The sequence below is a fragment of the Brevibacillus sp. FW306-2-1A-C05A genome (assembly GCF_058781555.1).
The window spans coordinates 27,483-46,148 of the sequence record NZ_JBYSWV010000001.1 but is presented as its reverse complement, the minus strand read 5'-3'; the positions used below and the strand labels follow the sequence as shown (position 1 = coordinate 46,148).

Genomic DNA, 18,666 nt, shown 5'->3' with positions numbered 1-18,666 from the left:
CAGCAGAGGGGTTTTTGCGTGTGTGGCTCAAAGCGATTAATGGTCGCCTGTGTTTCCTTTGGACGGGTTGGTGATGACGAAGCCTTCTTGCGGCAGATACAGGTAGTCGACGATGATGCCGTCCAGAAGCGGCTCGTCTTTTTTCACGACAACGTCGATTTCCTTGTCAGTGGAGACTACTTCATCCTCTTCGGTCGGTTTGTCCAGCGCCAGGCCGTAGTGTGCATGATCGCCGTGCGCGTGAGTGATATAGACACGCAGCTTCAGGTCTTTGTCTTCTTCCTGCTCCATGATCGTGGTCAGTTGCTTCGCTGCATTGCGAGTGATCTTTACCTTCATCGGTCAAGTCTCCTAACTGTATGTATGTAAGTTTCTTCTCCATCTTAGCAAAGAGGGAATTGCAGTTGCAATGTGGAAAGTGTTCTGGAACATAGAGTTGCTAGACGAACATGCGGAAGGGGACGCTTTTATGAAAATGGATTTGCGCAGCGATACCGTCACGAAACCGACTGAAACGATGCTTCGCGCGATGGCGGAAGCCGAAGTGGGCGATGATGTTTATCGCGAAGACCCGACGGTAAACCGACTGGAGCAGCTTGCAGCGGAACGGCTCGGGAAGGAGGCGGCCTTGTTTGTCACCAGCGGCACACAAGGCAACCAGGTCGCTGTGCTGACCCACTGTGTCAATGGTGACGAGGTGATCGCGGAAGCGGAATCGCATATTTTTTATTACGAAGGGGGAGCGATGTCGGCTCTGGCTGGCGTGCAAACCCGGACACTCGCGGGAGAGCGCGGTGCCTTGCGCCCGGAAGACGTGGAAAAAGCGATCCGCGGCAACAACATTCATTTTCCGCGAACGAAATTGATTTGCCTGGAAAATACGCATAACCGGGCTGGAGGCGCGGTGGTCACGGTCGAGCAGATGAAGGGCGTCTATGACGTGGCGCAAAAGCACGGGATTCCGGTTCATCTAGACGGGGCGAGGCTGTTCAATGCGGCGGTCGCCCAAGGAGTCGACGTTTGCGAACTGAGCCAATACACGGATACCGTTCAAGTTTGCCTGTCCAAAGGGCTGAGTGCGCCCGTAGGCTCCATTTTGGCTGGGGACCGCGCTTTTATCGAAGAAGCGAGATGGTGGCGAAAAAAGCTCGGCGGAGGCTTGCGCCAAGCGGGCTATTTGGCTGCGCCGGGAATCATCGCCTTGACCGAGATGGTCGAGCGGCTGCGTGAAGATCACGAGCGGGCACAGCAGTTGGCCGCAGGCTTTCGCAAGCTGTCCCTGACTGTCGAGCCTGTCGAGACGAATATCGTGCTGGTCAGGACCGATTCGATCCAGGAGACAGCGGTTGACTTTTTGCAGCGGCTCGCAGACAGAGGGGTGTTGGCGGTCGACTTCGACGAATACGTGATCCGCTTTACGACGCACCGTCATATCGACGAGCAAAGCGTCGCCAAAGTGCTGGAAGTCGTAGAGGAGCTGCTGGGAGCAGCGAAGTGTTCCGGGTAACGATACAGGCTGTTTGAGCGAGAGCGAAAAGCCAGTCCAGCACCAGACAAGGGGCGGACTGGCTTGTTGCTTGGGAAGCGCCGAAGAAATAGAATGAATTTTTTGACAATATGTATAAAAATCTTTCGCCGCTAGCACATGATTTTCTACCAACTCGTCCGATTCCTTTTTTGCGGTGATGCGATAGCATGGTGGAGAGCAAAAGACTGTCAATCAGTCATCTTCGCGAACTCGACACAGACGAGGAGGACGCGAGAGTTGAAGAAACGAACAGGCGCGCTATTGATTGGGTTTCTGATTTTTCAATTCGTTGCAGGCTGTAGTTCGTCCCAGCCGTCGGCAACTGACAACCAGGGCACAGAAACAACGAAATCCGAGCAAGCCAAAACGCAAGAGATGGTCTTGAACTGGAATGCGGAAGGGGGAGAACGCCGACGGCAGACCCGGGCCTGGCATCAGACGGGACTTCCTTTGACGTGATTACGGCCTGTTTTGAAGGGCTGACGCGCTACGGGCCTGACGGAAAGATTGCGGGAGCGCTGGCCGAGAACTACTCCGTTTCCCCCGATATGCTGACGTACACGTTTCAATTGAAAAAAGACGCCCTCTGGTCCAACGGTGATCCCGTCACCGCGCACGATTTTGAATTTGCCTGGAAGCGCAATCTCGACCCGCAAACAGGCTCGGAGTACGCCTACATGCTTTATTTCATCAAAGGAGCGGAAGAATTTAACACGGGAAAAGGAAGCAAGGATGCCGTCGCGGTCAAAGCGCTCGATGACCACATGCTGGAAGTGCAGCTCAATTCGCCCGCGCCGTTTTTTTACGAGCTGACCGCTTTCCCGACGCTGTTCCCGCTGCACCAAAAAACGGTCGAGTCCAATCCGGGCTGGGCGGCTTCTCCTGAGAACTACATCGGAAACGGCCCGTTCAAGATGGATGTTTGGGAGCATAAAAACAAGCTGGTGCTGGTCAAAAACGACAAGTACCATGACAAAGACGCGGTGAAGCTGGACAAGATCGTCTGGAGCATGATTACCGACACCAACACGTTGCAAGCGCTGTTTGATTCCGGCGATCTCGATTGGGGCGGCCACACTGCCTATACGCTGCCTGTCGATTTGCTGCAAAGCTTGCAGGATGAGGGCAAAATTGTGCTCGACCCGTATCCGAATACCGTAGCGGTTACGTTTAATACGACCCAGCCGCCGTTTACGAACAAAAAAATTCGCCAGGCGTTTTCCTACGCGATTGAGCGCCAGCCGTTGGTCGACGGAATTGTCCTGCCGGGTGTTCCCGCTGCCTACGCCTGGGTGCCGCCCTCGATGAAGCTCAGCAGCAACGATTACTTCAAGGAAGATGCCGCCAAGGCGACGGAGCTGCTCGCAAGAAGGCTTGAAAGAGCGAAAAATAAATCCAGAAAGCCCCCGTCTGTCCAAGAGCGGCTCTTGCGGCATGGCGGGGGTTTTTCTCCGTCGTTCGCGTGTATTTCCCTTCTTCCAAAGAAATACTATAGCCATTGACTGTTGAGGGAAAAGAGGGATGAACATGATATCGGCCAAAGAGCGTGAGCGGCTGCAAAACCAGATGAAGCGCGACGAGAGCAAGATCGTCAACATCGTTCTCCAAAATGCGCAGCAGGTAGCAGGAGAAATTGAAAAAGCCACCCACCAGGGCATTTACATGGTAGATGGCCGTTATTACGGATACGAAGAGATCAAGGAAATCAACGGCTCGCTCTAGCCGAAAACGGACACGTCGCCAAGCCAGCCGAGTCTGGAAGCGGCTACAGGCGCGGCGGCGGGAAAAAGTGGCGAAGGGCATCCGGCAGCTCCTTTTGCCACAGGCCCCAGACGTGATTGCCCGGCTTTTCGGCATAGGACAGGTTGGCCTGTTTGGCCGTGAGCAGCTTTTTCGCTTCCCGGTTCCATTCGACGAAGTCAAACGTTCCGATATGCGTCTCCACGGCGGTTTCGTCCAGTCCCACGACCATCCAGATGCGCAGCCAGGACAGGCTCTCGCGGCTTTGGATGGCGTCGAGCGTCGGCTGGAAAAAGGCTCCCGACAGCGCAAGCACCTGCGAAAACAGCTCAGGCTGGTCCAGGGCGAGATGCAGCGCCACAGTGCCTCCGAGCGAATCGCCTGCAAGCACGCGGGACGCTTTGTCGCGCCTAACGGGATAGCGCTCCTCGATGTACGGCAGCAGCTCTTCGCAAAAAAAGCGTTTGTACGCTTCGTTTCTTGCGCCGACGGGGGAGTATTCGCTCGTCCGCTTGCTGCGGTCTACGGAGACGCCGACGACGAGGAACGGCTCGATGCCTTCCTCCAAAATGAGCTGGTTGGCGATGGTAGCGATTCGTCCCATCGTAAAAAAGTCATTCCCGTCCTGGCAGTAGACGACAGGATAGGACAGAAGCTCGTTGTAGCCCGGCGGGAGGTACACTTTGACCGAGCGGGGAGTGTCCACATGAATGCTTGGCACTTCTTCTTTTATGATCGTTCGTTTTACATATTCAGACATCGATTTACACTCCTGTTTGCTCAAATGTAAAACTAAGCCTTGAAAAAAACTGATACAGCTTTTATAGTAAATGATAACAGAGAGGAAATAAACCCTGTAATATCAATACTATAACACATTAAACAGACAATTTGTCTGCAGTATAACAGGGTGGTGCAAACGGCGCTGTAAGCCCTTTCTTGCACGAGACAACTTTTCTTCTGCTTTTTCCATTATTGGGGACACTTCCGACATCGTTCGCACTCGCCGCCATTGATTGAGCATCTGCTCGGTGAAACGCGGCAGGGCGCACGGCAGGCAGGAAGCCCCTTATTCTAGTGACGAGGTGAATGAGATGAGCGTAACCACTGCTGTTGAACAAACAGAGAACAACGCCCCGCTGCAAATTCTTGCACCGGACGGTACGGTTGTTCGTCCTGACTTGATGCCTGAGCTCTCTGATGATGAGTTGCGTGAACTGATGCGTAGAATGGTCTTTACCCGCGTGTGGGACCAACGCGCTATCAGCCTGAACCGTCAAGGTCGTCTCGGCTTTTACGCGCCTGTAGCGGGTCAAGAAGCAAGCATGATCGGCTCCGAGGCAGCGCTTTCCAAAGAAGACTTCATCCTGCCAAGCTACCGCGACATTCCGCAAATGGTATGGCACGGTTTCCCTATGCACAAAGCGTTCCTCTACTCCCGCGGACACATCGAGGGTGGACGGATTCCGGAAGGCGTCAACGTACTGATGCCACAAATCATCATCGCTGCGCAATGTACGCAAGCGACAGGTGTGGCGATGGGCTACAAGCTGCGCGGCGAAAAGCGCGTGGCGATCAACTACTTCGGTGACGGGGCAACCTCCCAAGGTGACTTCTACGAGGGCATGAACTACGCAGGCGTTTACAAGCTGCCTGTCATCTTCTTCTCGCAAAACAACGGTTACGCGATCTCCCTGCCGTTCGAAAAGCAAACGGCTTCTGAAAACATCGCCGTAAAAGCAGTGGCTGCCGGTATCGCCAGCGAGCGTATCGACGGTATGGACATCCTCGCTGTTTACTACGCGGTGAAAAAAGCGAGAGAGCGCGGCGTGAACGGCGAAGGCGCGACACTGATCGAAGCGCTGACCTACCGCTATGGTCCACACACCATGGCAGGTGACGACCCAACCCGCTACCGCTCTGGCGAAGAGCAAAGCGAGTGGGAACTGCGCGATCCATTGATCCGCTTCCGCAAATTCCTCGAAGGCAAAGGCCTTTGGAGCGAAAAAGACGAGGAAGCTGTCATTGAAGAAGCAAAAGCAGCAGTTGCGGACGCGATCAAAAAAGCGGACGAAACGCCGAAAATGAAAGTGACCGAACTGATCGATGTAATGTTTGAGACACTGCCGCCTGCACTCGAAGAGCAAAAGGCAGAATTCCTGGCGAAGGAGTCGAAATAAGCCATGGCACAAATGACAATGGTTCAAGCCATTACGGATGCAATGCGCGTAGAGTTGAAGCGCGATGAAACCGTACTTGTCTTCGGGGAAGACGTAGGGAAAAACGGCGGGGTATTCCGTGCGACAGAAGGTTTGCAAGCTGAATTTGGCGAGCAGCGCGTATTCGATACGCCGCTCGCTGAGTCCGGAATCGGTGGACTGGCTGTAGGCTTGTCCATCAACGGCTTCCGTCCTGTAGCGGAAATTCAGTTCTTTGGCTTCGTTTTTGAAACATTCGACGCGATCGCTTCCCAGGCGACTCGTATGCGCTACCGTTCCGGCGGTCGCTTTTCCAGCCCGGTAACGTTCCGCTCCCCATTTGGTGGCGGCGTGAAAACACCTGAGCTGCACGCTGACTCCCTGGAAGGCTTGATGCTGCAAACGCCGGGTCTGAAAGTGGTTATCCCTTCCAACCCGTACGATGCAAAAGGTCTGCTGATCTCCGCGATTCGCGACAACGATCCGGTCGTGTTCCTGGAGCACATGAAGCTGTACCGTTCCTTCCGTCAAGAAGTGCCAGAAGGCGAGTACACCATCCCGCTGGGTAAAGCGAACGTAGTAAAAGAAGGCAGCGATGTTACCATCATCACCTATGGTGCTATGGTGCATACCAGCCTGAAAGCCGCAGAAGAAATCGAAAAAGCGCGCGGCGCGAAGGTAGAAGTCATCGACCTGCGCACCATCAGCCCGCTCGATATCGACACCATCGTCGCATCCGTGAAGAAAACAAACCGTGCGATTGTCGTGCAGGAAGCGCAAAAAACTTCCGGTGTTGCTGCGGAAATCATCGCGCAAATCAACGAGCGCGCCATTCTCCACCTCGAAGCGCCTGTGCTGCGTATCACTGCGCCGGATACAGTCTATCCGTTTGCACAAGCAGAGGATATCTGGCTGCCTGACGTGAAACGCGTGGTAGACGGACTCACGCAAGTGCTCGATTTTTAATCGGAAACAGACATAATGGCGGAAAAGTTGAGAGCTTTCCGCCTTCTTTCCGAAATTTGCAGGCTGTTCATTGAAGCGTAGTGTTTAAAAGGAGGAGATACTGTGAGTCGTTTTACATTCAGACTCCCGGAGCTCGGCGAGGGTATCCATGAAGGCGAAATCGTCAAATGGCACGTACAGCCCGGAGATTCCGTAGAAGAAGACCAAGTCATTATGGAAGTGCAAAATGACAAGGCGGTAGTAGAAGTTCCATCGCCTGTAAAAGGAAAAGTTGTCGAGCTGAAAGTGACAGAAGGGACTGTTTCTGTCGTCGGCGATCCTTTGATCGAGTTCGAAGTAGAAGGCGAAATTCCAAACCTGCCAGACCACGGTCACGGTGATGCGCATGGGGCTGAAGCTGCACCAGCTCCTGCTGCTGACAAAATGGAGCCAGGCTGCGACATCGGCTCCCAGGTGAGCGCAAATGCAAACCAGGCGCTGGAAACGCCAATGGCGCCGCAAGCGACAGCGACAGCGGTTGCCGCTCCAATCGACCGCAAGCATGTGTTGGCTACTCCTTCCGTGCGCAAATACGCGCGTGAAAAAGGCGTGCAGTTGACACTGGTACCTGGTACGGGCAAGCTCGGCCGCATCACCCGCGAAGACGTAGACCGCTTCGTAGCGGGCGGCACTGTCGCATCCGCTCCTGCCGCACAAGCAGTAGAAACGGCTGCTCCAGCAGCAGTCGAAGCTCCGGCAGCGGCTCCAACTGGTGTTGCCCAAGCAGCATCTGCGCCAACCGTTCACTACAGCGCACAAGCTGGCGAACTGGAAGAGCGCGTTCCGCTGAAAGGCATCCGCAAAGCGATTGCCAAAGCAATGGTGAAATCCGCTTACACAGCGCCACACGTTACGATCTTCGACGAAGTGGACGTAACCGCGCTGGTTGCGATGCGCAAAGACGCGAAACCACTCGCAGAAGAGCGCGGCGTGAAGCTGACTTACCTGCCAATGATCGTGAAAGCAGTCGTAGCGGGTCTGAAAAAGTTCCCAGAGCTGAATGCTTCCATTGACGATGAAAAACAAGAAATCATCTACAAAAAATATTACAACATCGGTATCGCGACTTCGACAGAAGACGGCCTGCTCGTTCCTGTCGTCAAAGCGGCTGACAGCAAGTCGATTTTCCAAATCGCTGGCGAAATCAGCGAGCTGGCGAAAAAATCCCGCGAGCGCAAAGCGAGTGCTGACGAGCTGAAAGGCTCTACCTTCAGCATCACCAACATCGGTTCCGCTGGCGGCATGTTCTTCACGCCGATCATCAACTACCCAGAGGTTGCAATCCTCGGCGTTGGTCGCATCAGCGAAAAACCAGTGGTGAAAAACGGCGAAATCGTGGTTGGCCAAATGCTGCATCTGTCCTTGAGCTTTGACCACCGCTTGGTTGATGGCGAACCTGCGCAGCGTTTCGTCAACTACGTGAAGCAGCTTCTGGAAAACCCGACGCTGCTCGTCATGGAGGGATAAGAGACAATGGTAGTAGGTGAATTTACGACAGAAGTAGACGTGCTCGTCATCGGTGCGGGCCCAGGCGGATATGTGGCGGCGATTCGCGCCGCCCAACTGGGGAAAACCGTAGCGGTTGTGGAAAAAGCAGAGCTGGGCGGCGTGTGCCTGAACGTAGGTTGCATTCCTTCCAAAGCGATGATCCATGCGGCACACACGTATGAGCACGCTCAACATACCGAATCCATGGGGATCACCATGGAAAACGTCAAAGTGGATTTTGCCAAAGTCCAGGAATGGAAAAGCGGCATCGTGAAGCAGTTGACAGGCGGCGTTGGCTCCCTGTTTAAAGGCAACAAAATCCAGGTAATCCCAGGTGAAGCGCTGTTCGTCAGCGAAAACGAAGTGCGCGTCTTCCACGGTTATGACGTGAACCGCTATCGCTTCGAGCATTGCATCATCGCGACCGGGTCCCGCCCGATCGAGCTGCCTGCCTTCCCGTTCGGCAAGCGCGTGCTGTCCTCGACAGAAGCTCTGTCCTTGACCGAGCTGCCGAAGAGCATGGTCGTGATCGGCGGCGGCTACATCGGCATCGAGCTGGGTACGGTGTTTGCGAAATTCGGTACCAAAGTGACGATTCTCGAAGGCTCCGATCAAATTTTGCCTGGCTTTGAGCCAGACATGCCGCGTCTCGTGGAGCGCAAGCTGAAAAAGCTCGGCGTGACCATCCATACCAAAGCGCTGGCGCAAGGCATGGAAGAGACCGAAAACGGCGTGATCGTGAAAGCCGAAGTCAAAGGCGAAGCGCAACAAATCGAGGCAGAATACGTGCTCGTCACCGTTGGCCGCCGTCCGAACACCGATGAGCTGGGCGTTCGCGATATCGGCATGAACTTGACCGATCGTGGCCTGATCGTCGTTGACAAGCAAGGCCGCACGAACATTCCTAACGTGTACGCGATCGGGGATATCGTGCCAGGTCCTGCGCTCGCACACAAAGCTTCCTACGAAGGAAAAGTGGCTGCCGAAGCCATTGCCGGACATCCGGCTGAGGTGGACTACAAAGCGATTCCTGCGGTTGTCTTCTGCGATCCGGAAATCGCAAGCGTGGGTATCAACGAACGAGAAGCAAAAGAAAAAGGCATCGATTATGTGGTGGGACGCTTCCCGTTTGCTGCAAACGGCCGCGCTCTGTCTGTCAACGCAGGCGAGGGCTACGTGAAGCTGATTGCGGAAAAAGGCTCCAACCTCGTCCTTGGCGCGCAAATCGTAGGTCCGGAAGCTTCCAACATCATCGCGGAAATCGGCCTGGCGATCGAAATGGGCGCTACGCTTGAGGATATTGAGCTGACCATCCACGCTCACCCGACACTCGGGGAAGTGACGATGGAAGCGGCTGAGCTGGCGCTGGGTCGTCCGATCCACGTGATGAAATAACAGCGGCACCTGCGAAAAAAGCCTTGTTCCTATACGGATACAAGGCTTTTTTCTTCCACATCTTACCCTTTCCACCTGTTCTTATATAATGTAAAATAGTGGGAGACTGACGTGGGTGGAGGCTTGGCAGCATGGAAACTACGAGTAAGATGATTGATGACTTGCGCCAAAAGCTGGAACGTGCAGCCAAAGAAGCAGGCTACAATTTTCTTGACCCAGAAATCGTGAAAATAAGTCAGCAACTGGATAAATTGATCGTTGCGCATATGTTGCATGAAAAACGCCCTTCTTAAAGGGCGTTTTTAGTGGAAAAGCTCAGGAGAAGGAGTACAGCAGGTGAGCGTTCGTTCCCTTTTTGCTGAGACAAGGCTCCTGGGCATAATAATAGCTGGGATACAGGATTAACTGCTGCGCATGGTCGTCTGGGCCATGGCTCGGATATGTCAGGTGGCAAGTCTCTTCATCCAGGGAGAAGGCGGGAGAGAGCGACTGCAGGTAGGAAAGCAGGGCAGGAACGCTTTGCACGGCATAGTAAATGCGCTCCGCCTCTTTCACAAACTGCGGCGCGATGCTCTCCCAGTTCTCTTCAAAAAACAGTTGCCAGTAAGACGAGACGAACAGGCTGAAACGGCCTTTTACATAATCAGAGTCTTCCTTTATGTCCAAATACACTTGCGGAATCTCGTGCTGCTGCATCCATTGGTCGAGCATCGGAGTCACACTGCGGACAAATTGCTCGGTCGGCAGCGACACGAAGTATTCGTATTGATCGTCCACTCCCATCACGCCTTTTGTCTGGACGGGATCGAAGGAGTCGGGGAGACCATAGCGGAAGAGCGGGAGCAAATACTGCCATTCTTGCTTGAGGCGAGCGGATTCAAATTGCTCCAGCTTGTCCTCTGACCATGAAAAGAAGCGTTCAGGGGGAGTCGGCTGGGCGAGAGTGTGCAGGCTGGCTGCCAGCTCGTACAAAGGAGAGACGCTGTAGCTGATCGCGTTCGAAAGCGGGCCGTTGCCCGGAAGTGGAATGGTAATCATATTGGGCTAAACCTCCATTATGGATACTGCATCCATCATAGAGCATCCCTGTGGGACAATTCAATCATTTTGTTGTAAGAAAAAGGAAAACCCGAACGGACTGATTCCGCTCGGGCCTTTTAGCCAACAGCTTACCCTTCCCGCGTTTTGATGGAGCGGGAATGATTTTTTTGCTTGACTTTTTTGGAGCCAGCCAGCGGTTCGCCGGTCTGCTCCTGTGGCTTTGCCGCATTGTTGTATGTTTGGTGCGGATTTTCGTCGAGAATATGATCCTTTTCCATCAAATCATCTCCTTCTTTTCGTAGTTTGTCGCAATCCGATGGTGACGAACCATAGGAAATGCTGGTATTCTATAAGGAAGCGTGTCTGCGATTAGTAGGAATTGATATGTTGTCAAAAGAGCAGATAGGCACGATACTGTTTATGTAGCGTCCGTTTGATTATGTAAACAAGAACCGCGCTTTTTTACGGATCTGAAAGGAGCAGCCAATGCCACTGTTGATTGCGCCCGTGTTTAATTCGATGACGACACAGCCCATTCGGATCGAGCTGCCTAATGCGTATTACTTGATCTCGGGGGCTGAGCGGCCGTACGAGATAGCTTCGCGTTATTTGCGAAACGAGATGGACGAGAACAAGCGCATTTTCGATTCGCGGGTCAACCGCAACAGTCTGTTTTTGGTTGCGGAGCACGCGGAGATGAAAGTGACGGATGACCGTCCATGGATCGAAGAGATCGAAAACAAGCTGAATTTGTCCGCCATAGATGGGACATGCTCGATTCCGTACGTCCTGACGATCAATGGCAACATGTGCGGGATCACGTACTTGAAGCGCTCCCTCGACGGAAGCAAATTCGAGTTTGACGAGGCGACCCAAAACGTGTTCGAGCGACTGATAAATCATCAACTGCCGTCGCTTGCTTTTCGCCGTTATTCCCTGTCGCTGGAGAAAAAAAGCAACGAAGACCAACTGCTCGATTTGTGGATTGCTCTGGAGTCGCTGTTTGCTCCCGACGGAAAAAAGGGCGAAATCACCTATAAATTGCGGGTACGAATGGCGTATTATTTTGGAGAGTCGTACGCGCAGCGGCAAAAAATTGCCCAGTTTGTAAAAAAATCGTACAATCATCGTTCAGAGATCGTGCACAGCGGAAAAATGTTCGGCAACAAGCTGACAGATGAAGTCAATACGCTGCGGTTGATGGCGAGAGCGACGATTCTGAATACGGCGATGCACGGCATCAGCCTGCAGGATATGCGCGTGAGATTGGACGAGTTGATATTGACAGGCGAAACCTATGCACAACGGTATGCGCCGTCTTATTTTGAAAGTATTATTTTGTAGACCTCACAGAGGAAACAGGAGGAAGCGTTTGCATGAGTGTTTTGATTGTGGAAGATTTGTCCCATGGCTTTGGGGATCGCATTTTGTTTCGGGACGTGTCCTTTCGCCTGCAACCGAACGACCGCGTAGGTCTTGTGGGGGCTAACGGAACAGGCAAATCTACGATGATGAGCATTTTGACCGGACAAAACATCCCGGACAAAGGCCGCATCGAATGGATGCCGAAAATCCAGTACGGCTACCTCGACCAGCACACGAAGCTGCAAGCAGGGAAGACGATTCGCGACGTACTCAAGGATGCGTTCTTGCCGCTGTTGGAGCAGGAGCAGGAGCTGATGGCGATCGGCGAAAAAATGGCCGAGGCGTCGCCGGAGGAACTGGAAGAACTGCTGGAGCGCATGGGAGAAATTCAGGATAAGCTGGAGACGAGCGGGTTTTACCTGATCGACGCCAAGGTGGAGGAGATCGCCAACGCACTTGGACTGAGCGCGATTGGGCTGGAGCGCGACGTCGCATCCTTGTCCGGCGGTCAGCGCACAAAAGTGCTTTTGGCGAAGTTGCTGCTGGAGCAGCCGACCGTCCTTTTGCTAGATGAGCCGACGAACTACCTGGACGAAGAGCATATCGTCTGGCTGAAAAACTACTTGCGGGAATATCCGTACGCCTTCATCCTGATTTCCCACGACACGGCGTTCATGAACGAAGTCGTCAACGTCATTTACCATCTGGAGTTCACGAAGCTGAACCGTTACACGGGGAACTACGAATCGTTTCTGGCGCAGTCCGAGATGAAGCGCAGCCAGCATTTTGACGCGTTTGAAAAGCAGCAGGAAGAAATTGCGCGCATGGAAGATTTTATCGCCCGCAACAAAGCGCGTGCGTCCACGACAGGCCGCGCGAAAAGCCGCCAGAAGCAGCTTGACAAAATGGAGCGGATCGACAAGCCGGAGACAGCGGCGAAGCCTTCCTTCATTTTCAAGGAAGCACGCGCGAGCAGCCGCTTTGTCATCGAAGCGGAAGACCTGGAGATCGGGTATTCGCATCCGCTGCTGCCAAAGCTGAGCGTGAAGCTGGAGCGCGGCGAAAAGGTAGCGATTGTCGGGATGAACGGCGTGGGGAAATCCACTCTGTTGAAAACGTTGCTCGGCATCATTCCGCCGCTCGGAGGCAAGCTGGAGCAAGGCGATTTCCTGCACCCGGCCTACTTTGAGCAGGAAGTCAAGCCGAAGCCGATCACCGCACTGGACGACGTCTGGAACGAGTTCCCGTCGATGAACAACCACGAGGTGCGCGGAGCGTTGGCGCGCTGCGGCCTGAAAAACGAGCATATCAACCGCAACATGAACGCCCTGTCCGGGGGCGAGCAGGCAAAGGTGCGCCTCTGTAAGCTTTTGCAGCGCGAGAGCAACTGGCTTGTCTTTGACGAGCCGACGAACCACCTGGATGTAGTCGCGAAGGAAGAATTGAAGCGGGCCTTGAAAGAATTCAAAGGCACTGTCCTGCTCGTCTGCCACGAACCTGAGTTTTACGAGGATTGGGTCACGCAGACGTGGGATGTAGAAAAATGGAGTCTAGAGCAAGCGAAAACTCCGATTAAACTGTAAAAACAAACAGGCAGCCACATTCGTGTGGACTGCCTGTTTCATTTGGCAAAAAACTACGTGGAAAGCGATCAGGTAACGGCGTTTCGCATGCGAATCATGGAAAATTGCAGGCTGCTGTCGAGCAGCGCTGCTTTTAGCGGCATCAGGGACGGGGTGATCCGCAGTTCAATGTTCGCCTGCGCGAGCCGGGCGAGCAAGTTGCCCATCGCGGTGACCTCCACAGGCTGAACGGACTTGCTGGAGACGAAGTAGCCCGCCCCTTCGTCGAGACAGGAAAACAGATCGGCAGCAAACGTGTACTGGTAAAGCACGGTCGTGGCAAGCGTACTGTACCAGCGGCTTTCTATCGCAATGACCATCCTGGCACTGCCAAGGCCGAGAAAGCGCTCCTTGTCTTCCGCAGTCGAATCCGCTTTGGCATAAAAAGCAATGCGCGGGCAGTCGCGCGGGAAGTAGTACATCGGCGCGCGTTCCGCGTCGATTGCCCAGACCGAAGGAGGCAGGCTGGGATGGCTGGGATGCGCGCGCGGGTGAAACGTCGCAATCGAAGGGTCTTCACTGTAATGAAAGACGTAGTCCATGGCAGCTCCTTTCGTCGACCGTCTGACGAGGGCTAAATCACCGCCCAGGCGTTCGGGAGGTAGCGGCCGCGGTAATACGGGCAAGACGTTTTCGTAATCGCCTCGCCGTTGTACAGCATCATCGAGCTGGAGCCGCCGTCCATCGCCATGGCGGTTACGATGCCGCGCTCTTCCAGCAATTCTGCCAGGTCGTTCATGCTCGCGCCGATTGAGTGGCCAGGCTGGCGGCCGTCGATGACGACGAAGACGATCGTGCCGTCCGCTTTTTGCCCAATCGCTGTTCGCGGCTGGATGCCCCAGCTTTTCGCAGGCTTGTCCTTGAACAAGTTTTTCCCGTTCACAATCAGTTGCGGGCGGAAGCTCATCGCATCGCGAACGCCCATTTTCACCAATTGCTCGGCCGTATAGCTGCCGGTAATCAGCTTGCCGTCGTAGGTGATGCCCAAGGCAGTTTCTCCGCTTTTTGGATTGTAGCCCTGGAGAATTTTCCCGTCGTGGATCACCACGCCGTATGCTTTGGCGCCTTTTCCGTAGCCATCCGGGTCGGAGAAGCCGCTCGCGTTGACGATACCGATGGCGTTTGTCTTTTTGACGAACTCGTCGAGCAGATCGCCGCGGTCCTTGCGGTTGGTGACGACTAATTGTACCCGTTTCGGGTCGCTGATGTACATGATTTTTCCTTTGAAGTAGTAATTGCCTTTGGAAACGTCGATGTCTTCCACCTCGATCAATTGTTTCGGCTTTTCCGGTGGCGTTTCGACCACGGGCTGCTCCTGCGGCGATTCTTCCGGCTTGGCTGTTTCATCCGGCTCGGAGTTGATGACTTCCGGGTTGCGGATTTGTTGCTTCAAGGCGTTGAGCTTTTCTTCCGGCAAAAACGTGTACGGTGCCCAGTAGTCGTGCTGCGTCGTCAGGAGCGTCCCTGCCGCCCACTCGCGCAGCTCCTCGCCGCTTCTGGTGCCAAACAAAAAGATGATCCCGATGAGTGCAAGCGTAGTGCAAGTCAAGGCCGACACCAGTATCAGGCGCTTTACCCAGCGCCAAGGTCTTTTTCGTGTTGCGAGCTTGCGCGATCGCGCGCGTGACAAGGTTTGCATGAGTCCTCCACATCCATCTGACAATATGATTGGTTATTCCTTATAAAAGGACGAATGAATGGGTAAAAAGTTTCAGCAAAATAATAAAGGATCACCAGGGGGAAAATAGAAGCGGGAGGTGATGGCTGTGCGCGGCTATGATGAAGCTTTTCAACAGGAAGTAGAGGAGTATCGGAACAATCCCGACAAGGGCACACGCAACCAGACGACGAGTCGGGACCGTCACGACCTGGCCGAAAAGCAGGAAACCCGTAAGGACTCGAACAACGGGTAAAGCACGCCAGGCGAAGTCCGAAACACGGATTTCGCCTGTTTTTCCACATCCGGGACTTGCAGCCTGGGCAAGCGGTCATTCGTGAGCCGGGCCCTCTGTTATACACGGGCAAAGTGTGGTAAGCTTACCCAATGTACGAATATACGCCAGGAGGGTTCTTGTGAGCACCACGTTTGCTGATTTACAAATTAGCGCGCCGCTTGTTGCGATTTTGCGCGAACGAAAAATGGAGACGCCGACCCCCGTGCAAGCAGAAGCGATCCCGTTGATCGCAGCCGGGCGGGACGCCTTGATCGAATCTCCGACAGGGACAGGCAAAACATTTGCCTATTTATTGCCGCTGCTGACAAAAATGGATCTGGATAAAAAGGACGTGCAGGCGCTTGTGCTGGCGCCGACGCATGAGCTGGTCGTTCAAATTGCGAAAGAAGCCGAAAAGCTGTTGCCAGGAGCCGATCATGCGGTCGTTCCGATCATCGGCGGCGTCGATGTCAAGCGCCAGGTAGAGCGTTTGAAGAAAAAGCCGGTGCTGGTTGTCGCCACGCCAGGCCGTCTGCTGGAGCTGATCGAGCAGCGAAAGCTGAAGGTGCACGAAGTCAAAACGGTAGTCGTGGACGAAGCGGACCGAATGCTCGATGCGGGCTTCGGCAAGCCGGTCCAGGAAGTGATGAAAAAAACATTGCGCGACACTCAGCGTCTGCTGTTTTCCGCGACGATTTCCGAGCAAATTGTCGAGGCGGCCAAAGCTTTTACAAAAGACGCTGTGCTTGTGCGGGCGCAAGCACCAGAAGGCGCAGCCGGAGTCGCCCATCTGTACCTCGTCTCCGATCCGCGCAAAAAAGTGGACACGCTCAGACGCTTGCTGCGGCTCGTCAATGTTCGCTCCTCGATCGTGTTTGTCAACCAGATCGAAAAAGTGGACGAGATTGTTTCCAAACTGAACTACCATCATCTGGCCTGCCGACTGTTGCATCGCGATGCGTCCAAGGAAGAGCGGGCGCGGACGCTCCAGCAGTTCCGGGACGGCGTGTTCCCGGTATTGATTACGACAGACGTGTCCGCACGCGGCATTGACATACCGGAAGTGGAATGCATCGTGCATTACGACCCGGCACCAGACGCAGATACGTACATTCACCGCAGCGGACGCACGGGACGGATGGGACGCGCCGGGCTCGTCTTTTCGATCATCAGTCCGCAGGAGCGGTTTATCATCCAGAAGTTCGCCAAACAGACAGAGCTTGCCATCGCAGAAAAAGTGATGTCGCACGGCGCCCTGGAAGATCCGCGACCGGAGCGAAAGCCAGCAGGCAAGCCAACGGCAAAAGGCAGACCGCAAAACCGCCAGCCGGAAGCGGGCAAGCCGGTTGCCGCGAAAAGCGGCTCCTCCTCAAAACGCGTACATAAGAAGGGCGGCTTTGGAACAAAGTAGGACAAGAGGTACACATCTTGTCTGCAGGAGGTTTCCATGCGCAAAGATCGCTTGTATGAAGAGGATTTGCTGGTGAACGGCACGGTCGGCGGAGAGGTTTTGTCGAAGCAGGAGCGGCAGGTGCTTCGCCGCGAAGCAGGAGAATTGAAGGAAAAGATGGAAGCGGCCAAGCAGGAGCCGATTTCCGAGTAACCAAAAACAAAGGAAAGAGCAGAGCAGCCGACGCAAGCGGTGCCCTGCTCTTTTTGCCTAATGCTCGTCGCGGGTGAGATTGCACTGCTGCAAAGGAATCACCTTTGTCTTTTTCACGAATTTATAGCCGAGCCAGAGCAGGAGGAACATGGGCAAGCCGATGTAGGAGACGAGAATGCCGTTCCAGTCGATCGTCTCGCCTGTGAATGCGCTGTAGTTTTGCCCGACGATAATCACCGTACAGAGAATGAAGGCGAACACGGGGCCAAACGGATACGCTTTTGCCCGATACGGCAAGTCGTTCAGATCGCGGCCTTGGGCGACATACGCCTTACGGAAGCGGTAGTGGCAAATAGCGATGCCGACCCAGGCGATGAACCCGGACATGCCGCTGGCGTTGAGCAGCCACATGTACACGACGCCGTCGCCAAACAGCGACGCCAGAAAAGCGAGCATGCCAACCGCCGTAGTCGCGTACAGCGCGCGTGTCGGAATGCCTCGCGCGTTGATTTTGCGCAAAAACTTCGGGGCTTTGCCTTCCATCGCCAAAATCCACAGCATCCGCGCCGAGGCGTACATCCCGGAGTTGCCACAGGATAAAACGGACGTGAGAATTACCGCATTCATCACGGAGGCCGCGAACGCCAGCCCCGCTCTTTCATAGACGAGCGTGAAAGGGCTTACAGAAATGTTTTCCAAATCGCTGCTCATCAGGTTCGGGTCTGTGTACGGGATGAGCAGGCCGATGATTGCAATGGACAAAATGTAAAACAGCAAAATGCGCCAAAACACTTGCCGGATAGCTCGCGGCACGTTCACCCGCGGGTTTTCGCTTTCGCCAGCCGCGACACCGACCAGCTCGGTTCCCTGAAACGAGAAGCCCGCGACCATGAACACGCCGATCATCGCCATAAAGCCGCCGTGAAACGGAGCGTCGCCGACCGTGAAGTTTTTAAAGCCGACCGCTTCGCCGCCCATGATGCCGACGATCATCATCAGCCCGATCGCGATAAAGCAGATAATCGCAATCACTTTGATGAGTGCAAACCAGTATTCCCCTTCGCCGTACGCTTTGACGGAGAGGAAGTTCAGCGCGAACAAAAGTGCGAGAAACAACGCGCTCCACAGCAAGGAAGAGCTTTCCGGGAGCCAGAACTTCATGATGAGCGCGGCAGCGGAAATCTCCACGGCGATCGTCACCGCCCAGTTGTACCAGTAGTTCCAGCCGAGCGCGAAGCCAAGCGCCGGATCGACGAAGCGGGAAGCGTACGAGCTAAACGACCCTGAAACGGGCAGGAACGTAGCCATCTCGCCCAGGCTTGTCATCAAAAAGTAAATCATGATGCAGATCAAGCCGTAAGCCGCAAGCGCACCGCCTGGCCCTGCGGAGTGGATCGTCGAGCCGCTGGCGAGAAACAAGCCTGTACCGATGGAGCCGCCGATGGCAATCATCGACATGTGCCTTGCGCGCAGCCCTCTTTTCAACTCATACTGCTCTTTGTTCTCTCGTGTGTGCAGTGGAGTATGACTCAATATGATGCCCCCTTTTTTACAGCGAATGAAAATTTATAATATTCAGGTTACAAATAGGATAGTTGATTTGGAGCCGATAATCTATTCGACGGGGTGTCATAAAAATGGGAGTGATTATTATCCAACATGTACAAAAATCCCCTTTTTCCTCACTGGGAATTGGCTGCTGTCCATGCACATAAAAAAGCAGAGCAGCCGTTGTCGGGACGGCGCT

21 protein-coding genes are annotated in these 18,666 nt (G+C 54.3%); 14 read left to right on the top strand and 7 right to left on the bottom strand.

Going from position 1 to position 18,666, the window contains the following annotated elements; genetic code table 11:
• Positions 1–36 precede the first annotated feature (36 nt).
• On the bottom strand, positions 37–339 hold the full coding sequence (locus AC3WJN_RS00255) for a HesB/IscA family protein (protein WP_005835790.1): 303 nt from the start codon (positions 337–339) through the stop codon (positions 37–39).
• A gap of 130 nt (positions 340–469) precedes the next feature.
• Here AC3WJN_RS00255 and ltaE point away from each other — a divergent pair, with 130 nt between their 5' ends.
• The 4 genes from ltaE (at position 470) to AC3WJN_RS00235 (ending at position 3,250) form a co-directional block, all read left to right on the top strand.
• Positions 470–1,507 (top strand): low-specificity L-threonine aldolase, encoded by a 1,038-nt coding sequence (gene ltaE, locus AC3WJN_RS00250; protein WP_025845996.1) that lies wholly within the window; start codon positions 470–472, stop codon positions 1,505–1,507.
• A 258-nt stretch (positions 1,508–1,765) separates the two neighbouring features.
• Positions 1,766–1,987 (top strand): hypothetical protein, encoded by a 222-nt coding sequence (locus AC3WJN_RS00245; protein ID WP_005835787.1) that lies wholly within the window; start codon positions 1,766–1,768, stop codon positions 1,985–1,987.
• The gene (locus AC3WJN_RS00240; protein WP_007786960.1) at positions 1,984–3,030 is read left to right on the top strand and encodes a peptide ABC transporter substrate-binding protein; all 1,047 of its coding nucleotides are present in this window, start codon (positions 1,984–1,986) and stop codon (positions 3,028–3,030) included. The genes AC3WJN_RS00245 and AC3WJN_RS00240 overlap by 4 nt, the downstream gene beginning before the upstream one ends.
• A 19-nt stretch (positions 3,031–3,049) precedes the next feature.
• Positions 3,050–3,250, top strand: a complete 201-nt coding sequence (locus tag AC3WJN_RS00235; protein ID WP_007786962.1) for a hypothetical protein — start codon at positions 3,050–3,052, stop codon at positions 3,248–3,250.
• A gap of 43 nt (positions 3,251–3,293) precedes the next feature.
• Here the strand turns inward: AC3WJN_RS00235 and AC3WJN_RS00230 are convergent, their stop codons facing one another.
• Positions 3,294–4,028 carry an alpha/beta hydrolase gene (locus tag AC3WJN_RS00230; RefSeq protein ID WP_005835785.1) on the bottom strand — a complete coding sequence of 245 codons (735 nt, stop codon included), beginning with the start codon at positions 4,026–4,028 and terminating at the stop codon, positions 3,294–3,296.
• Positions 4,029–4,362: 334 nt separating this feature from the next.
• On the opposite strand from AC3WJN_RS00230, the gene pdhA reads away from it, so the two are divergent.
• The 5 genes from pdhA to AC3WJN_RS00205 all read left to right on the top strand — a co-directional run bounded on the left by pdhA (position 4,363) and on the right by AC3WJN_RS00205 (position 9,647).
• Positions 4,363–5,448, top strand: coding sequence for a pyruvate dehydrogenase (acetyl-transferring) E1 component subunit alpha (gene pdhA, locus AC3WJN_RS00225; RefSeq protein ID WP_007786964.1), 1,086 nt, complete (start codon positions 4,363–4,365; stop codon positions 5,446–5,448).
• Positions 5,449–5,451: 3 nt separating this feature from the next.
• Complete coding sequence (locus tag AC3WJN_RS00220; RefSeq protein ID WP_005835781.1) at positions 5,452–6,432, top strand: alpha-ketoacid dehydrogenase subunit beta; 981 nt, start codon at positions 5,452–5,454, stop codon at positions 6,430–6,432.
• A 102-nt stretch (positions 6,433–6,534) separates the two neighbouring features.
• On the top strand, positions 6,535–7,938 hold the full coding sequence (locus tag AC3WJN_RS00215) for a dihydrolipoamide acetyltransferase family protein (RefSeq protein WP_007786966.1): 1,404 nt from the start codon (positions 6,535–6,537) through the stop codon (positions 7,936–7,938).
• Between the two features lie 6 nt (positions 7,939–7,944).
• A complete protein-coding gene (gene lpdA / locus AC3WJN_RS00210) occupies positions 7,945–9,354 on the top strand; it encodes a dihydrolipoyl dehydrogenase (protein WP_005835777.1) in 1,410 nt (469 codons plus the stop codon).
• 131 nt (positions 9,355–9,485) lie between these two features.
• Positions 9,486–9,647, top strand: a complete 162-nt coding sequence (locus tag AC3WJN_RS00205; RefSeq protein ID WP_007786969.1) for an aspartyl-phosphate phosphatase Spo0E family protein — start codon at positions 9,486–9,488, stop codon at positions 9,645–9,647.
• A gap of 22 nt (positions 9,648–9,669) precedes the next feature.
• Here the strand turns inward: AC3WJN_RS00205 and AC3WJN_RS00200 are convergent, their stop codons facing one another.
• Both AC3WJN_RS00200 and AC3WJN_RS00195 read right to left on the bottom strand, forming a co-directional pair.
• Positions 9,670–10,392, bottom strand: coding sequence for a hypothetical protein (locus tag AC3WJN_RS00200; protein WP_005835775.1), 723 nt, complete (start codon positions 10,390–10,392; stop codon positions 9,670–9,672).
• A 131-nt stretch (positions 10,393–10,523) separates the two neighbouring features.
• Entirely contained in the window at positions 10,524–10,673 is a 150-nt protein-coding gene (locus AC3WJN_RS00195) for a small acid-soluble spore protein P (RefSeq protein WP_005835773.1), read from the bottom strand.
• A 208-nt stretch (positions 10,674–10,881) separates the two neighbouring features.
• Between AC3WJN_RS00195 and AC3WJN_RS00190 the strand changes: the two genes are divergently transcribed.
• Together AC3WJN_RS00190 and AC3WJN_RS00185 are read left to right on the top strand one after the other, a co-directional pair.
• Complete coding sequence (locus AC3WJN_RS00190) at positions 10,882–11,739, top strand: HEPN domain-containing protein (RefSeq protein ID WP_005835771.1); 858 nt, start codon at positions 10,882–10,884, stop codon at positions 11,737–11,739.
• A gap of 32 nt (positions 11,740–11,771) precedes the next feature.
• A complete protein-coding gene (locus AC3WJN_RS00185; protein ID WP_007786972.1) occupies positions 11,772–13,343 on the top strand; it encodes an ABC-F family ATP-binding cassette domain-containing protein in 1,572 nt (523 codons plus the stop codon).
• A gap of 68 nt (positions 13,344–13,411) precedes the next feature.
• On the opposite strand, the gene AC3WJN_RS00180 is transcribed toward AC3WJN_RS00185, so the two are convergent.
• Complete coding sequence (locus AC3WJN_RS00180; protein ID WP_290426161.1) at positions 13,412–13,924, bottom strand: DUF6886 family protein; 513 nt, start codon at positions 13,922–13,924, stop codon at positions 13,412–13,414.
• Positions 13,925–13,956: 32 nt separating this feature from the next.
• On the bottom strand, positions 13,957–15,021 hold the full coding sequence (locus AC3WJN_RS00175) for a phosphodiester glycosidase family protein (RefSeq protein ID WP_290426160.1): 1,065 nt from the start codon (positions 15,019–15,021) through the stop codon (positions 13,957–13,959).
• A 127-nt stretch (positions 15,022–15,148) separates the two neighbouring features.
• Between AC3WJN_RS00175 and AC3WJN_RS00170 the strand changes: the two genes are divergently transcribed.
• The 3 genes from AC3WJN_RS00170 to AC3WJN_RS00160 all read left to right on the top strand — a co-directional run bounded on the left by AC3WJN_RS00170 (position 15,149) and on the right by AC3WJN_RS00160 (position 16,919).
• Positions 15,149–15,295, top strand: coding sequence for a hypothetical protein (locus AC3WJN_RS00170; RefSeq protein ID WP_165328990.1), 147 nt, complete (start codon positions 15,149–15,151; stop codon positions 15,293–15,295).
• 160 nt (positions 15,296–15,455) lie between these two features.
• Complete coding sequence (locus AC3WJN_RS00165) at positions 15,456–16,727, top strand: DEAD/DEAH box helicase (protein WP_005835763.1); 1,272 nt, start codon at positions 15,456–15,458, stop codon at positions 16,725–16,727.
• A gap of 36 nt (positions 16,728–16,763) precedes the next feature.
• Positions 16,764–16,919 (top strand): hypothetical protein, encoded by a 156-nt coding sequence (locus tag AC3WJN_RS00160; RefSeq protein ID WP_005835761.1) that lies wholly within the window; start codon positions 16,764–16,766, stop codon positions 16,917–16,919.
• 57 nt (positions 16,920–16,976) lie between these two features.
• Here the strand turns inward: AC3WJN_RS00160 and AC3WJN_RS00155 are convergent, their stop codons facing one another.
• Entirely contained in the window at positions 16,977–18,452 is a 1,476-nt protein-coding gene (locus AC3WJN_RS00155) for an amino acid permease (protein WP_007786982.1), read from the bottom strand.
• Positions 18,453–18,666 lie beyond the last annotated feature (214 nt).

What these genes read in the sequence shown, in the direction of transcription:
- AC3WJN_RS00160 (WP_005835761.1), top strand. Translation starts at nt 16,764, where the DNA reads ATGCGCAAAGATCGCTTGTATGAAGAGGATTTGCTGGTGAACGGCACG.
- lpdA (WP_005835777.1), top strand. Translation starts at nt 7,945, where the DNA reads ATGGTAGTAGGTGAATTTACGACAGAAGTAGACGTGCTCGTCATCGGT.
- AC3WJN_RS00175 (WP_290426160.1), bottom strand. Translation starts at nt 15,021, where the DNA reads ATGCAAACCTTGTCACGCGCGCGATCGCGCAAGCTCGCAACACGAAAA.
- AC3WJN_RS00200 (WP_005835775.1), bottom strand. Translation starts at nt 10,392, where the DNA reads ATGATTACCATTCCACTTCCGGGCAACGGCCCGCTTTCGAACGCGATC.
- AC3WJN_RS00180 (WP_290426161.1), bottom strand. Translation starts at nt 13,924, where the DNA reads ATGGACTACGTCTTTCATTACAGTGAAGACCCTTCGATTGCGACGTTT.
- AC3WJN_RS00220 (WP_005835781.1), top strand. Translation starts at nt 5,452, where the DNA reads ATGGCACAAATGACAATGGTTCAAGCCATTACGGATGCAATGCGCGTA.
- AC3WJN_RS00185 (WP_007786972.1), top strand. Translation starts at nt 11,772, where the DNA reads ATGAGTGTTTTGATTGTGGAAGATTTGTCCCATGGCTTTGGGGATCGC.
- AC3WJN_RS00195 (WP_005835773.1), bottom strand. Translation starts at nt 10,673, where the DNA reads ATGGAAAAGGATCATATTCTCGACGAAAATCCGCACCAAACATACAAC.
- AC3WJN_RS00235 (WP_007786962.1), top strand. Translation starts at nt 3,050, where the DNA reads ATGAACATGATATCGGCCAAAGAGCGTGAGCGGCTGCAAAACCAGATG.
- AC3WJN_RS00205 (WP_007786969.1), top strand. Translation starts at nt 9,486, where the DNA reads ATGGAAACTACGAGTAAGATGATTGATGACTTGCGCCAAAAGCTGGAA.
- AC3WJN_RS00255 (WP_005835790.1), bottom strand. Translation starts at nt 339, where the DNA reads ATGAAGGTAAAGATCACTCGCAATGCAGCGAAGCAACTGACCACGATC.
- pdhA (WP_007786964.1), top strand. Translation starts at nt 4,363, where the DNA reads ATGAGCGTAACCACTGCTGTTGAACAAACAGAGAACAACGCCCCGCTG.
- ltaE (WP_025845996.1), top strand. Translation starts at nt 470, where the DNA reads ATGAAAATGGATTTGCGCAGCGATACCGTCACGAAACCGACTGAAACG.
- AC3WJN_RS00230 (WP_005835785.1), bottom strand. Translation starts at nt 4,028, where the DNA reads ATGTCTGAATATGTAAAACGAACGATCATAAAAGAAGAAGTGCCAAGC.
- AC3WJN_RS00190 (WP_005835771.1), top strand. Translation starts at nt 10,882, where the DNA reads ATGCCACTGTTGATTGCGCCCGTGTTTAATTCGATGACGACACAGCCC.